This is a genomic window from Micromonospora rifamycinica, from assembly GCF_900090265.1.
Taxonomy (GTDB): Bacteria; Actinomycetota; Actinomycetes; order Mycobacteriales; family Micromonosporaceae; genus Micromonospora; species Micromonospora rifamycinica.
Window position 1 is genome coordinate 4,363,031 of the sequence record NZ_LT607752.1, and the last position, 12,702, is coordinate 4,375,732.

The 12,702-nt window shown below is 73.6% G+C and carries 17 protein-coding genes; 6 read left to right on the forward strand and 11 right to left on the reverse strand.

Going from position 1 to position 12,702, the window contains the following annotated elements:
• Positions 1-8: 8 nt before the first annotated feature.
• Entirely contained in the window at positions 9-1,235 is a 1,227-nt protein-coding gene (locus GA0070623_RS18145; RefSeq protein WP_231932445.1) for an FAD-dependent oxidoreductase, read from the reverse strand.
• 67 nt (positions 1,236-1,302) lie between these two features.
• Between GA0070623_RS18145 and GA0070623_RS18150 the strand changes: the two genes are divergently transcribed.
• Entirely contained in the window at positions 1,303-1,857 is a 555-nt protein-coding gene (locus tag GA0070623_RS18150; RefSeq protein ID WP_067300835.1) for a TetR/AcrR family transcriptional regulator, read from the forward strand.
• Positions 1,858-1,885: 28 nt separating this feature from the next.
• Here GA0070623_RS18150 and GA0070623_RS18155 read toward each other — a convergent pair whose 3' ends face one another.
• The 4 genes from GA0070623_RS18155 to GA0070623_RS18170 all read right to left on the reverse strand — a co-directional run bounded on the left by GA0070623_RS18155 (position 1,886) and on the right by GA0070623_RS18170 (position 4,733).
• Positions 1,886-2,788: a sulfurtransferase gene (locus GA0070623_RS18155; protein ID WP_067300838.1), complete on the reverse strand. Its 903-nt coding sequence runs from the start codon at positions 2,786-2,788 to the stop codon at positions 1,886-1,888.
• Positions 2,789-2,963: 175 nt separating this feature from the next.
• Positions 2,964-3,413: an imidazolonepropionase-like domain-containing protein gene (locus GA0070623_RS18160; RefSeq protein WP_067300841.1), complete on the reverse strand. Its 450-nt coding sequence runs from the start codon at positions 3,411-3,413 to the stop codon at positions 2,964-2,966.
• 2 nt (positions 3,414-3,415) lie between these two features.
• Positions 3,416-4,186 (reverse strand): SGNH/GDSL hydrolase family protein, encoded by a 771-nt coding sequence (locus GA0070623_RS18165; protein WP_067300845.1) that lies wholly within the window; start codon positions 4,184-4,186, stop codon positions 3,416-3,418.
• Between the two features lie 202 nt (positions 4,187-4,388).
• Complete coding sequence (locus tag GA0070623_RS18170; protein WP_067300848.1) at positions 4,389-4,733, reverse strand: hypothetical protein; 345 nt, start codon at positions 4,731-4,733, stop codon at positions 4,389-4,391.
• A gap of 221 nt (positions 4,734-4,954) precedes the next feature.
• Here GA0070623_RS18170 and GA0070623_RS18175 point away from each other — a divergent pair, with 221 nt between their 5' ends.
• Together GA0070623_RS18175 and GA0070623_RS18180 are read left to right on the forward strand one after the other, a co-directional pair.
• The gene (locus GA0070623_RS18175) at positions 4,955-5,758 is read left to right on the forward strand and encodes a helix-turn-helix domain-containing protein (RefSeq protein WP_067300851.1); all 804 of its coding nucleotides are present in this window, start codon (positions 4,955-4,957) and stop codon (positions 5,756-5,758) included.
• Entirely contained in the window at positions 5,749-5,943 is a 195-nt protein-coding gene (locus GA0070623_RS18180; RefSeq protein WP_067300854.1) for a DUF397 domain-containing protein, read from the forward strand. Before GA0070623_RS18175 ends, GA0070623_RS18180 begins: the two co-directional genes overlap by 10 nt.
• Positions 5,944-5,976: 33 nt before the next feature.
• Here the strand turns inward: GA0070623_RS18180 and GA0070623_RS18185 are convergent, their stop codons facing one another.
• Positions 5,977-6,711 carry a class I SAM-dependent DNA methyltransferase gene (locus GA0070623_RS18185; RefSeq protein ID WP_067300857.1) on the reverse strand — a complete coding sequence of 245 codons (735 nt, stop codon included), beginning with the start codon at positions 6,709-6,711 and terminating at the stop codon, positions 5,977-5,979.
• A gap of 411 nt (positions 6,712-7,122) precedes the next feature.
• Between GA0070623_RS18185 and GA0070623_RS18195 the strand changes: the two genes are divergently transcribed.
• Genes GA0070623_RS18195 through GA0070623_RS18205 form a run of 3 tightly spaced genes read left to right on the forward strand, consistent with a single transcriptional unit; the run spans position 7,123 to position 8,673 of the window.
• On the forward strand, positions 7,123-7,542 hold the full coding sequence (locus GA0070623_RS18195) for a CBS domain-containing protein (protein WP_067300861.1): 420 nt from the start codon (positions 7,123-7,125) through the stop codon (positions 7,540-7,542).
• A gap of 52 nt (positions 7,543-7,594) precedes the next feature.
• On the forward strand, positions 7,595-8,020 hold the full coding sequence (locus tag GA0070623_RS18200) for a SufE family protein (protein WP_067300864.1): 426 nt from the start codon (positions 7,595-7,597) through the stop codon (positions 8,018-8,020).
• Positions 8,021-8,040: 20 nt separating this feature from the next.
• Positions 8,041-8,673 (forward strand): DsbA family oxidoreductase, encoded by a 633-nt coding sequence (locus GA0070623_RS18205; RefSeq protein ID WP_067300867.1) that lies wholly within the window; start codon positions 8,041-8,043, stop codon positions 8,671-8,673.
• A gap of 90 nt (positions 8,674-8,763) precedes the next feature.
• Here GA0070623_RS18205 and GA0070623_RS18210 read toward each other — a convergent pair whose 3' ends face one another.
• The 5 genes from GA0070623_RS18210 to GA0070623_RS18230 form a co-directional block, all read right to left on the reverse strand.
• Positions 8,764-9,312 carry a YbaK/EbsC family protein gene (locus GA0070623_RS18210; protein ID WP_067300871.1) on the reverse strand — a complete coding sequence of 183 codons (549 nt, stop codon included), beginning with the start codon at positions 9,310-9,312 and terminating at the stop codon, positions 8,764-8,766.
• Positions 9,313-9,453: 141 nt separating this feature from the next.
• Positions 9,454-9,648, reverse strand: coding sequence for a hypothetical protein (locus GA0070623_RS18215; protein WP_067300874.1), 195 nt, complete (start codon positions 9,646-9,648; stop codon positions 9,454-9,456).
• Positions 9,649-9,685: 37 nt separating this feature from the next.
• The gene (locus GA0070623_RS18220) at positions 9,686-10,471 is read right to left on the reverse strand and encodes an SDR family oxidoreductase (protein ID WP_067301003.1); all 786 of its coding nucleotides are present in this window, start codon (positions 10,469-10,471) and stop codon (positions 9,686-9,688) included.
• 101 nt (positions 10,472-10,572) lie between these two features.
• Positions 10,573-11,208: a GAP family protein gene (locus GA0070623_RS18225; RefSeq protein ID WP_067300878.1), complete on the reverse strand. Its 636-nt coding sequence runs from the start codon at positions 11,206-11,208 to the stop codon at positions 10,573-10,575.
• Positions 11,209-11,259: 51 nt separating this feature from the next.
• The gene (locus GA0070623_RS18230) at positions 11,260-12,630 is read right to left on the reverse strand and encodes an MFS transporter (protein ID WP_067300881.1); all 1,371 of its coding nucleotides are present in this window, start codon (positions 12,628-12,630) and stop codon (positions 11,260-11,262) included.
• Positions 12,631-12,702: the final 72 nt, after the last annotated feature.

A 12,702-nucleotide genomic window follows, 5' to 3' on the forward strand; every position in this document is an offset into this window, starting at 1 on the left:
CCGCCGATCTACCGCCGACCGGCTTGCCGCTCGTCCCCCCGATGGCGGGTCGTCGCGCGTTGCTGGAGGCCGGCGAGCCGCAGCGCGATCCGGCGGCGCACCGGCGGCATCCCCGACACCGCGTGCAGCGCCAGGTCCCGCAGCGGCCGGCCGGCGGGCGGCAGGGTGGCCAGCCGGGTCAGCCGGGCGGCGAAGCCGACGACCTCCTCGGCGAGCGGTCGACGACTGGCCGCGTAGTCGTCCAGCAGGGTGTCGGGGTGACCGGCGAGGACCCCGCCGAGGGCGGCCCCGAGGGCCACCGCGTCGCAGATGCCGAGGTTCATCCCCTGCCCACCGGCCGGGCTGTGCACGTGCGCGGCGTCCCCGGCGAGCAGCACCCGGCCGCGCCGGTAGCGGTCGGCGATCCGGTGGTGGACGCGGAACCGGGAACTCCAGAGCACGTCGGTCAGCCGGTCCGGCCGCCGGGTCGGGCCGCGCTCGTCGAGCAGCGCCTGGAGCCGGGCGGCGTCCGGGTCGCGGGGCGCGTCGGCGACGGCGGCGACCAGCCGGACCACGCCGTCCGGCAGGGGTGCCCACACCAGCGGACCCGGCCGGGCGAGGAAGAGCGCGACCTCGTCGCGGGGGAGCGCACTGCTCACCCGGACGTCGGCGAGCAGGAACGACTCGCCCACGTCGGCCGGCCCACCGAAACCGATGCCGGCCAGGTCACGGACGGTGCTGTGCATGCCGTCCGCGCCGACCACCCAGCGGGCCCGCACGCTCGTCCCGTCGGCGAAGCCGGCGACCGCCCGGTCGCCGTCGTGGTCCAGGCCGGTGAGCTGGTACGGCCGGTGCACCTGCCCGCCGAGGGCGGCCAGCCGCTCGGTGAGCACCGCCTCGGTCACCGACTGGGAGACCAGCAGCGCGTACGGGTACGTCGACGGCAGGTCCCCGAAGCCGAGGGTGAGCAGCACCCGGTCGCGGTCCCGCACGGTGAAGCGCGCCGCCCGCAGTCCCCGGGCCACCAGCGGCGCGGTGACGCCGATCCGGTCCAACACCTCCAGCGTGTACGCGTGCACGACGGCGGCCCGGGAGGTGACCGGCGGTACGGACGCCCGGTCGACCACGGTCACCTCGACGCCCTGTCGGGCGAGGGTGGCCGCGACGGTCAGTCCGGTCGGGCCGGCTCCCACCACCAGGACGTCGGTCTGCGCGGGCAGCGTCTCCCACCTCCGTTGCCAACAAACGTTTGCCAACACTTGTTGGCAACGGTAGGCCGGGTGGACACCGGAGGTCAACGCCTGTTGGCATAGAGTCGGGGACATGACTGCCCGCCGATCCGACGCCACCCGGGCCGCGATCCTGACCGCGGCCCGGCAGCGGTTCGCCGCCGACGGATACGAGCGGGCCACCATCCGGGCCATCGCCGCCGACGCCAGGATCGACCCGTCCATGGTGATGCGCTACTACGGCAGCAAGGAGGGGTTGTTCGCGGCGGCCGCCGAGTTCGACCTGCGGCTGCCGGACCTCACCGACCAGCCCACCGACCAGCTCGGTGAGGTGCTGGTCCGGCACTTCCTCGACCGCTGGGAGGGCGACGGGACGCTGGTCGCGCTGCTGCGTACCGCCGCCACCAACCAGGGTGCGGCCGACCGGATGCGGGCGGTCTTCACCGACCAGCTCGGCGCGGCGGTGGCCGCCGTCGTACCCGATCCGGCGCAGGCGCCCCGGCGGGCCGGTCTGGTCGCCAGCCAGATGCTCGGCCTGGCGCTGACCCGGTACGTGCTGCGCCTGCCCCCGGTCGTCGACACCCCGCCGGCCGACCTGGTCACCTGGCTGGCCCCCACCGTCCACCGCTACCTCCGCGCCCCCACCTGACCCCGGCCGGCCGGGCCGGGGCGGGTGGTCAGCCGGCCAGGCCGCCCGGCTGGTCGCCCCGGACCACGGGAGCGCGGACCAGGTTGCCCCACTCGGTCCACGAGCCGTCGTAGTTGCGCACCTGCGGGAAGCCCAGCAGGTGGTGCAGGACGAACCAGGTGTGGCTGGACCGCTCACCGATCCGGCAGTACGCCACCACGTCGTCGGCCGGGCTCAGTCCGAGCTGGTCGGTGTAGATCGCCCGCAGCTCGTCGGCCGACTTGAAGGTGCCGTCGTCGTTGGCGGCGGACTTCCACGGCTTGCTGACCGCGCCCGGGATGTGCCCGCCGCGCAGCGCCCCCTCCTGCGGGTAGTCCGGCATGTGCAGCATCTCGCCCGTGTACTCGCCCGGCGACCGCACGTCGACCAGCGGCCGGCCCGCCGCCACGTGCGCCATCACCTGCTCCCGGTACGCCCGGACCGGCGCGTCGTTGCGCTGCGGCACCGGATAGTCGGCGCGCGGCCGGACCGTCTTCTCCCGGGTCAGCTCACGCCCCTCGGCGATCCACTTCTGCCGGCCGCCGTCGAGCAGCCGCACGTCGGCATGACCGAACAGGGTGAACACCCACAGCGCGTACGCGGCCCACCAGTTGAAGTTGTCGCCGTAGAAGACGACCGTGTCGTCCCGGCCGATGCCCTTGGCCGCGCACAGCTCGGCGAAGCTCTCCGCGTCCAGGTAGTCCCGGGTGACCTGGTCGTTCAGCTCGGTGTGCCAGTCGACCTTGACGGCCCCCGGGAGGTGACCGGTGTCATAGAGCAGCACGTCCTCGTCGGATTCGACCACGACGAGACCCTCGTCGCCGAGGTGCTCGGCCAGCCACTCGGTGGTGACCAGCCGCTGCGGGTCGGCGTAGGACTGGAGGCGGGGATGCGGATCACTCGGCACAGACATGATCCCCAAGTTACGCCGGTGTCCGTGGCACCGACCGCCCAACGGGCCCGCCCCGGCCCCGGTCGCGTCCCGATCGCCCCGGTCCCCGGCCCGCCTTGGCCCGCTTTGGCCCCGGCCCCGGTCCGCATGGTCCCGGTCCGCTCGGCGCGGCACCGGCACCGCGCCGCCGGGACGGTCAGGCTCGGCGGTGTACCAGGCGACCGGCGACGATCGTGGCGAGACAGCGGCCGTCGTCGGCGAAGACGGCCAGGTCGGCCCGGTCACCGGCGGCCAGCACGGGGGGCCGGGCCACGTCGAGGACGGCGACGTCGTTGCGGGTCACCGCCGCCCGTACCGCCGGGTCGGTGAGATGGGCGGCGAGCACCGCGCCGACGCCGACCCGGAGCAGGGCGTGCACCCGTTCGCGCGGGCTGGGGGCCGGCGGCAGCGGCCCGTCGTGCACCAGTGCCGGCCCGAGGGTGCCGGGCCACCGCCGCACCCGCACCATCGGGTACGCCTGCGTCAGTTCCTCGACCGGGCCGAGCGCCTCGATCCGGTCACCGTCGACCAGCACCGCCCAGCCCGGCAACGGTCCGCCGTCGTCGACGGTGCGGCGCAACAGCGGGGCGGTGTGGAGGGTGTGCACGGTCAGTCGACGACGGGGCCGAGGATCGGGCGCTTGGCGGTGACCGTGTCGCCGGAGGACCGGCCGGTGAGTCGGCGGGTGATCCACGGGGCCAGGTGCCGGCCGACCCAGCTCAGGTCGGCGGCGCGGGCGCTGAGCCACGGGGTGGCGGCCGGGTGCTCCGGCACCATCAGCCACTCCTCGTCGCAGCCCACGCCGAGCGCGGTCAGCACCTGGGCGGCGACCCGCCGGTGCCCGGCGGCGGACAGGTGCAGCCGGTCGGGGCTCCAGAGCATCGGGTTGAGCCGGTACGTGTCGTCGGTGAACAGGTCGATCAGGATCGCGCCGTGCCGCTCGGCGATCTCACCGATGATCCGGTTGATCAGCGCGATCCGGGGGGAGACGAGGCGCTGGCCGGGCAGCCGGGCCAGCACGTCGGCGAACCGGAAGAGGATCACGTCGGCACCACCGGACCGCAGCCGGCCCACCACGGCGTCGAACCGGGTGGCCAGCGCGTCCGGGTCGAAGGTGCGTCGCAGCACGTCGTTCCCGCCGGCCGCGAAGCTGATCAGGTCGGGCTTCATGGCGAGCGCGGCGGGCACCTGCTCGGCGACGACACTCGGGAAGAGCCGACCCCGGATCGCCAGGTTCGCGTAGCCGAACTCCGGGCCGACCTCGGCGGCCAGCCGGGTCGCCACCAGGTCCGCCCAGCCCCGGTAGGTGCCGTCGGGGTACGCGTCGTCCATGCCCTCGGTGAAGCTGTCCCCGACCGCCACGAAGCTCCGCCAGCGCACGCCGCCCCCCTCATGCCTTCGTTTCCTGCGGCGACCAGTCTGTCACCGGCCGGTCCCGGGCCACCGCCGCCCACCACCCGAACGTGGCCCAGGTCATCGACGCCCGCCGCACCCTTGATCCACTCACCTGCCGCACCGTTGATCCACCCACGGGCGATGTCGATCCCGGCCCGGCCCGGCCACCCCGACCGGCCCGGCCAGCTCAGTCCGGCGGGGGTGGGGTGGCCGGTCGCCGACGGTAGGGCACCCAGGCGACGAAGCGCTCGAACAGGTCACGGGGCGTCGGCCCGTCCTGCGGGTTCAGCCGGAACAGGTCGTGGCTCGCCTCGTGATAGAGCCCCGACAGATAGACGGCCAGGTCGACGAGGTGTGCGTCGTACTCGATGCGGAGCAGGAGCCGGGCCTCGGCGCACGGCCACGGGCCGCCGCAGGCCCGGCACACCCACAGCGGTCGCAGCGGCAGGTGCGGTGGGCAGCCCGGCGGGTGGGAGCGGGGCCGGTCGGCATACGGGCCGAGGCGGGGCACCGGAAAGCGACGGGAGTTCACCGGTCTCGACCTCCTGATGGCGGTGGGGACGGGGCCGCCCCTGCACGGGGGGTCACGGGCGGCCCCGCAGCGGGCCGGACGGAAGGCGACCCGCTGGTGACATTCTGGTGATGGCACCACTACTGTCGGAAGGCATCGACGCCGGCCCGGGTGAGGTCGGGTCGACGGGGAGGGCCGCCCGGTCGGACCGGGGAGGCGGCCGGGACAACCGTGGAGGACGTGTGGAAAGTGAACCGACCGCCGAGCTGATCCGGGCACAACTGCGCAGACTGCGGCTGCACGCGGAGCTGAGCCAGGAGGAGTTCGGCAAGCTGGTCCACTTCTCCGGCTCCCAGATCTCGGCCATCGAGCTGGGCCAACGCCCGTTCGACAGGCTGTTCCTGAAGCGGGCGGACGAGGTCCTGACGACCGGCGGGCTGCTCACCTCGCTGCTCAGGCTGGCCGAGCGCTACTCGCAACCGAACTGGTTCCGGCCCTGGCTGGAGGCCGAACGCCAGGCACAGCAGCTCTGGTGCTACCACCCGACGCTCGTCCCGGGTCTGTTGCAGACGGAGAACTACGCCCGTGCGGTGATCCGGGCCGACGACATGCTCAGTGACGACGAGGTGGAGCGACGGCTCGCGGTCCGACTGGACCGGCAGAACGTGCTCACTCGTTCGCAGCCGCCGAAGCTGATCGCGGTGATCGAGGAGGCGGTGCTCCGGCGCGCGGACGAGAGCTTCCGGGGCCTGATGGTGCAGCAGATCGCCCACCTGCTGGAGTGCATCGACCAGCCGAACGTCAGCATCCACGTGATACCCGCCGAGGTCAGCACCCACGTCGGTCTCGCCGGCCCGTTCACGCTGGCGCTCGGCAACGACAGCGGTTGGGTGGGTTATCTGGAGAATCAGCTCGATGGCACCACGATCGACAAGGACGGTGAGCTGACTATCCTGATCGCTCGGTGGGAGAGCGTCCGCAGCGAGGCCCTGCCGCACAACCAGTCGGCACTGCTGATGAAGGAAGTGATGACGTCATGGAGCTGACCGGTGCCACCTGGCGCAAGTCCACCCGCAGCGGCAACAGCGAGTGCGTCGAGGTCGCCGACGGTCTACCCGGCGTCGTCGGGGTGCGTGACAGCAAGGACCCGACCGGTCCCGTCCTCACCTTCGACCGCCGGGCCTGGCGGTCCTTCGTCGCCGCCACCGGCAACGGTGTCGGCACCCGCTGACCCACCCCGGCCCGCCACGTCGGGAGCGTGCGGCTAGGGCAGGCGGTAGACGGAGACGTGGGAGCGGGATTCGGCGGTGAACTCGCTCCCGGCCCAGTCCGCGTGCCGGCTCTCCAGCGTGAACCCGGCGAGCTGCGCCATCAGGTCCAGCTCGGCGGGCCAGACGTAGCGGTGCGGGGTACGGAACAGCTCCGCCTGCCGGCTGTCGGCGAACCGGAAGTGGTGCGACACCAGGTGCTGGTTCAGCACGTCGTAGGTGTCCACCCCGAGGTAGCCGGGTTCGGAGTGCCAGACCACCGCCTGCTGCCCGGGTGGAAGTTTGCGCAGCTCGGGCACCCACAGCTCGATGACGAACCGGCCACCCTCGCCGAGGTGCCGGGCGGCGTTGCGGAAGCACGCCACCTGCTCGGCCTGGGTGAGCAGGTTGGCGACCGTGTTGTAGACCAGATAGACCAGTGAGTATTCGCCCGGGGCGACGGCGGTGGCCATGTCACCGGCGACCACCGGGATGGTCTGTGCGTCCGCCTTGGTGCGGAGCTGCGCGATCATCGGGGCGGACAGTTCGATCCCGGTCACCGGCACCCCCCGGGCGGCGAGCGGAACGGCCACCCGGCCGGTGCCGATGGCGAACTCCAGCGCCGGCCCGTCCCCCGCGAGGGCGGCGAGCCGGTCCACCGTCGGCCCCAGCACCTCGGCCGCGAACATCCCGGTGCCCGGCGTGTCGTAGTGCCGAGCAGCCTCGGCGTCCCAGATCTCATCCTGCCGCATGCCATCGATGCTCAGCAATCCGGAACCCCCTGTCCACCGATTTCCCGCCCCACCCCACCCTCCCGCCCCGCACCCGGTCCCAGCCCAGCCCAGCCCCGGTCCCGGCCCCGGCCCCGGTCCCATCCCCGGCCCCGGTCCCGGTCCCGGTCCCATCCCCGGTCCCCGACGCCGCCCCGACCCCCGGGCCCGCTCCCGCGGGGGCCTTGTCGTCGTTGACCAAGAGGTTTGTGTGACGAGTCGGCCCGAACTCTGACGTAAACCTCTTGATCAACGCGATCCGGGCACGCGGAGGTGCCCGGGAGGGGGATCCGGGGGATGAGTTTCGGGGCGGGTTCGTGGGAACGGGGTGTAGCGCACGCGCCACGGGGTACCGGAGTGGGATCGACCACGGGTGTTGTACGGAGGGCTGCCATGTACCGGGTCAGTGACGTGATGACGAAGCAGGTGGTCTACCTCGCGGTGGAGACCACACTGGACGAGGCGGCCAGGGTGATGAAGGAGGCCGACATCGGGGACGTGGTGGTCACCGACGGCTCGACGCTGGCGGGCCTGCTGACCGACCGGGACATCGTGGTCCGGGCGGTCGCCGAGTGCAGCGATCCGACCACCACCACCATCGGTTCCATCATCACCCGGGAGGTGGTGATGATCGAGCAGCACGCCACGGCGGGTGAGGCGGTGGCGTTGATGCGTGAGCGCAACATCCGGCGGATCCTGGTCTGCGACAACGAGCGCAAGCTCGTCGGCATCGTCTCCCTGGGCGACCTGGCGATGCAGCTCGACCCCAGCTCGGCGCTGGCCGACATCAGCGAGGCCGCCCCCAACAGCTGAGCGACGAGGGGCACGGGCCGTGGTCGCGCCGGGGCGGCGGTAGCCTGGCGGGATGTCCGAGATGCCGACGAGACTGGCCGAGATCGTCGAGGAGTTCGCCGACGCCCCCCGCGACGTGGTGCTGGAGATGCTGCTGGAGTACGCCGACGTAATCCCGCCGCTGCCCGCCGGGGTGGACCGCGACGATCTGGAACAGGTCCCCGAGTGCCAGACGGCGTTCTTCCTGAAGGCCGAGGTCAACCCGGACGGCACGGTGACCACCGTGTTCGACTGTCCGCCGGAGGCGCCCACCACCCGGGCCTTCGCCGGCATCCTCGCCGAGGGGCTGGCCGGAGCGAGCGCCGAGCAGGTGCTGGCCGTCCCGGACGATCTCTACCAGCGGATGGGACTGGCCCAGGCGATCAGCCCACTGCGGGTGCGCGGCGGCACGGCGATCCTGACCCGGCTCAAGCGGCAGGTTCGGGAACAAGCCGGCTGAGCTGCGGGTTGTCTCCGATCATGGAGATCGAGATCTACGCCGACGTGGTCTGCCCCTGGTGCTACATCGGCAAGCGCCGCCTCGAACAGGCCCTGGCGTCGTACGACGGTGAGGTGACCGTCCGGTACCGGCCGTTCCAGCTCGACCCGACGCCGGTGACCGCGCCGCAGCCGCTGCTCGACGCGCTGGCCGCGAAGTTCGGTGGCCGGGAGCGGGCCGAGCAGATGGCCGGCCAGGTGACCCGGGTGGCCGCCGGGGTGGGGCTGACCCTGAACTTCGACCGGGCGGTGAGCGCCAACACCTTCGACGCGCACCGGCTCGTCCGCTTCGCCGACGGTCACGGTCGGGCAGGTGAGCTGGTCGAGGCGCTCTACCGGGCGCACTTCACCGACGGGGTCGACGTCGGGTCGCCGTCGGCGCTGGTCACGCTGGCCACCTCGGCCGGTCTGGACGAGACCGAGGTACGCGACCACCTGGCGTCCGACGCGGGCCGGCGCGAGGTGGCCGCCGACCTGGCCGCCGCCCACCAGCTCGGGGTGAGCAGCGTGCCGACCTTCGTGCTCGCCGGCAAGTACGGCGTCACCGGGGCGCAGGAGCCGGAGACCCTGCTCGCCGCCCTGACCGAGGTCGCCCAGCGCGAGTCCACCCCCTGACGCCGGGCGACCCCGACCGACAGCCGGCGGGCAGGCAGGCGTCGACGGATGCCATGTTTCACGTGCAACAACATTGACGAATATCGTTGACTAGACCGGCCGGGCCAGGCCCTCCACCACCCGCGCGCCCGGCAACGCGCCGAGCGCCGGCCCGGGGAGGGCGATCTTGCTGTGCCGTACGCCGGAGCCGATGATCACGTGCGGGGTGGCGATCACCCGGGCGTCGACCAGGATCGGCCAGGACTCCGGCAGCCCGATCGGGGTGATCCCGCCGTACTCCATCCCGGTCGACTCGACCGCCTCGGCCATCGGGGCGAAGCTCGCCTTGCGGACGTCCAACGCCCGGCGGGCCACCCCGTTGACGTCGACCCGGGTGGTGGCGAGCACCACGCAGGCGGCGTACCGGATCTCGCCCTCCCGCTTACCGGCGATCACCACGCAGTTCGCCGAGACGTCCAGCCCCACCTCGTACGCCGCGCAGAAGGCCGCCGTGTCGGCGAGCGTGGCGTCGATCGGCGCGACCAGTACCGCGTCGACGTCGACGGGGGCCTCTGCCGGCCACTGCGCCAGCGCGGTGGCCACCGGCGGAGCCAGCAGGTCGACGCGGTTCCGGGCGGGCTCGGTCTGCAACGTTCCCATCACGGCAGCGATCCTCGCACCCCACTCCGCGCGCCGCCCACCGGGCCACGCCCGCAGGTCGGACCGTCCGCCCGCAGGTAGGACCGTCCACCCCCAGGCCGGACCGTCCACCTATAGGTCAGGCCGTCCCGGTCCGGCCGGTCAGTTGCCACCCAGGAAGGAGTTCTCCCGCAGGAAGGCCCGGTCGTCGGCTGACGCGGACCGGGCCACCCGCAGCGACTGCGGCCGGCGGGCCTCCAGATCCTCCATGCCGTGCCGCACGGCGAGACGGATCACCCCGTAGAGGAAGACCAGGCCGAAGACGTAGAGCAGCACGGTGGCGACGAAGAGCAGCATGGCGTCACGGTAGGCAGAGGCCGAATCCGCGCCCGGCTCATCTTCGGTCCGGTCCCCCGTACGTGTCGGCCAGGTATTCCGCCCAGGTCCGCCGTCCGGTCGGCGTGACGCTCGTGGTCAGGCCGCCCGCCCGCAGTTCCCGGCCCAGCCGCCCCGGCAGGCGCACCGGCAGCAGCGGACGGTACGACCGCCGGGCCGCCCGCCAGGCCCGTACCGCCTCGTCGAAGCGGAGCACCTGCGGGCCGCCGTACTCCTCGATCCCGGTCAGCGGTCCGGTGCCGAGCCGCTCCGCGAGGCGGACGGCCACCTCGTGCGGGTCGACCGGCTGGGCCAGCACCGCCGGGTCACCCGGCACCGGACCCAGCCGACCAACGGCGCGCAGCAGCCGGTCCAGGAACGCCGGGAACTGGGTGGCCCGCAGCACCGTCCACGGCACCGGGCCGGCCGCCAGCACCTGCTCCGCCGCCAGCTTGTGCCGGTAGTACGGGACCGGTACCCGGTCCACGCCGACGATCGAGACGTACAGCAGGTGGCCCACCCCGGCGCCCGCGGCGGCCAGTGCCAGCCGGCGGGTGCCCAGCACGTCGACCCGGTGCGTCCGGGCACCGCCACCGGCATGGGACGCCAGGTGCAGCACCGCGTCCATCCCGGCGACCGCCCCGGCCAACCCGGCTCCGGTGCCCAGGTCGGCGACCACCCAGTCCGCCGCCGGATCGTGCCGGGGCCGCCGGCTCATCGCCCGCACCGTGAATCCGTCGGTACGAAGCCGGGGCAGCACCGCCCGCCCCAACGTCCCACCGGCACCCGTCACCAGCACCCGCATCCCGTCTCCCTCCACCGCGCCCGCCGAGCCGACCACCCGACCGACGAGCCGACCACCCGGAACGTGACACCCACCGGGCCTCCCCGATCGAGGCTCCGGTCTCAGCTCAGCAGGTCGACCACGGTCAGCACGAGGAAGAAGGCGACCACCACCTCGCTGATGATCCACGAGTGCCGGTCCGCCCAGTCGCGCATCCGGGGCAGCACCCGGTCCGCCCGGTCACCGAGCAGCAGCAACGCCAGCAGCGGCAGTGCCAGCAACAGCAGGGTCAGCAGCATGAACGGCAGCAGGTGCCACCACGACAGGTCGTGCCGGGCGGCGGTCGCCCCCACCGTCACCATGGTGAGGTCGTCCGAGGGCATCACCAGGAACAGCAGCAGGCCCAGTCGGAGCGCGTACCCGAAGCCGGCGTGCTGGAGACGGCCCATCCACTTCGGCTCGCCGGCCGAGTGCCGCCGGACGAACACCACCACCGCCAGCACGACCAGCAGTCCCAGCACCACCCAGTCGATGACCCGCTCGACCCTGCCGTGGCCGCCCCCGCCGGCCGCCCCCTTGACCACCCGGAACACCAGCCAGGCGAGGGTCGTCCCGGCGAACACCACGATCGCCGCACCGGACAGGAAGCCGCCCGACGCCCGACGGGGCCGGTCGCCGGAGGCGAGGAAGACCGCCGCCACCAGCTGCGTACCGGCCACCATCACCACGGCCATCGGCAGGATCGTCAGGAAGTTCATCGCCCACCATCCTCCCGGTCGACCCGGTCGGCCAGGCGGGATTCGCCCGGATCAGGCGGTCCGGCCCCGGCTCGGCACCACCCGGCCGGCGAGCAGCACGCCGAGCAGCGCACAGGCCACCGCCACGGCGAGCGTCCCCGCGTACCCGGCCGGGCCGGGCGCCGTCCCGGCGGCGAGCACCGCCCCGGTCAACGCCAGCACGGTGGCGGTGAACAACGAATCGGCCAGTTGCAGCGACGAGCTGTTGCGCCCCTGCTCCCCGGGGGCCGACAGGGCCAGGGTCAGCACCGACAGCGACGGGTAGGCCAGGCCCATCCCGAGGCCGGCGACCGCCCAGCCGGCCACCCCGACCGCCACCGGCACGGTCGGCCAGACGGCCAGGGCGACCGTGGCCGTGCCCACCGCCACACAGGCCAGGCCGGCTCGGGGCAGGGTCGCCGGGGAGCGTGGCGCCGGCAGCCGCCCCTGGGTCCAGGAGCCCGCCGCCCAGGACAGCGCCCCGACGGTGAGCACCAGGCCGGCGGCGGTCGGCGAGAAACCCCGCTGCCGGGACAGCATCAGCGGGATGACCACCTCCGCGCCCGCGAACGCCGCCGCCGCCAACCCGCGCAGGCCCACCACCGTGGGCAGGCCCCGGGCCGCCCGCAGGAACCCCGCCGGCAGCAGCCGGGGCGCGCACACCCCCAGGCCGACCAGGCTCACCACCACCAGGATCACGGCGGACGCGCCGCGCTGCTGCCCCCCGTGGTGCAGCAGTGCGGCGCTCACCCCCGCCCCGGCCGCCCAGCCGATCCGGGCGGCCGCGCCCGCCGGTGGCCCGGCCGGCTTCGGCCGGTCGAGCGTGCGCAGGCCCGACTCGACCAGCAGCACCGCCGGCAACGCCACCACCGGCACGGCGAGGAAGACCCACCGCCAGCCCAGGCGCTCGACGATCAGCCCGGCCACCGCCGGCCCGACCAGCGACGGTACGACCCACGCCGCCGCGAACGCGGCGAAGACCCGACGTCGCAGCTCCTCCGGGTACGCCTGCCCGACCACCACGTACAGCGCGACGGAGAGCAGCCCGGAACCGAACCCCTGCACCGCCCGGCCGACCACCAGCGTGCCCATCGCGTCGGCGCTCCCGGCGACGAGCAACCCGACGACGAACAGCCCCACCCCGCTCCACATCGGGGCACGTGGCCCCCGGGCGTCGCACCAGATGCCGGAGAGCACCATGGCGAGCACCCCGGCGGCGAACGAACCGCCGAAGGCGAGCGCGTACAGCCCCAGCCCGTCGAGCGCGCGGGCCACCGTGGGCATCGCGGTGCCCACCGCCAGCGCCTCGAAGGCGAGCAGCGACACCAGGGCGACGCTGCCCACCGTCATCGCCCGCAGTCGCGGGTCGTAGAGGCGGGCCGCCGGGGTGAGGGTGGCGGTCACCGGACGACCCCGGCCCGGGACGGTACGACAGGCATGGACCCAGCCTGCGACCTGCACCCTGGTTGAGGTCAA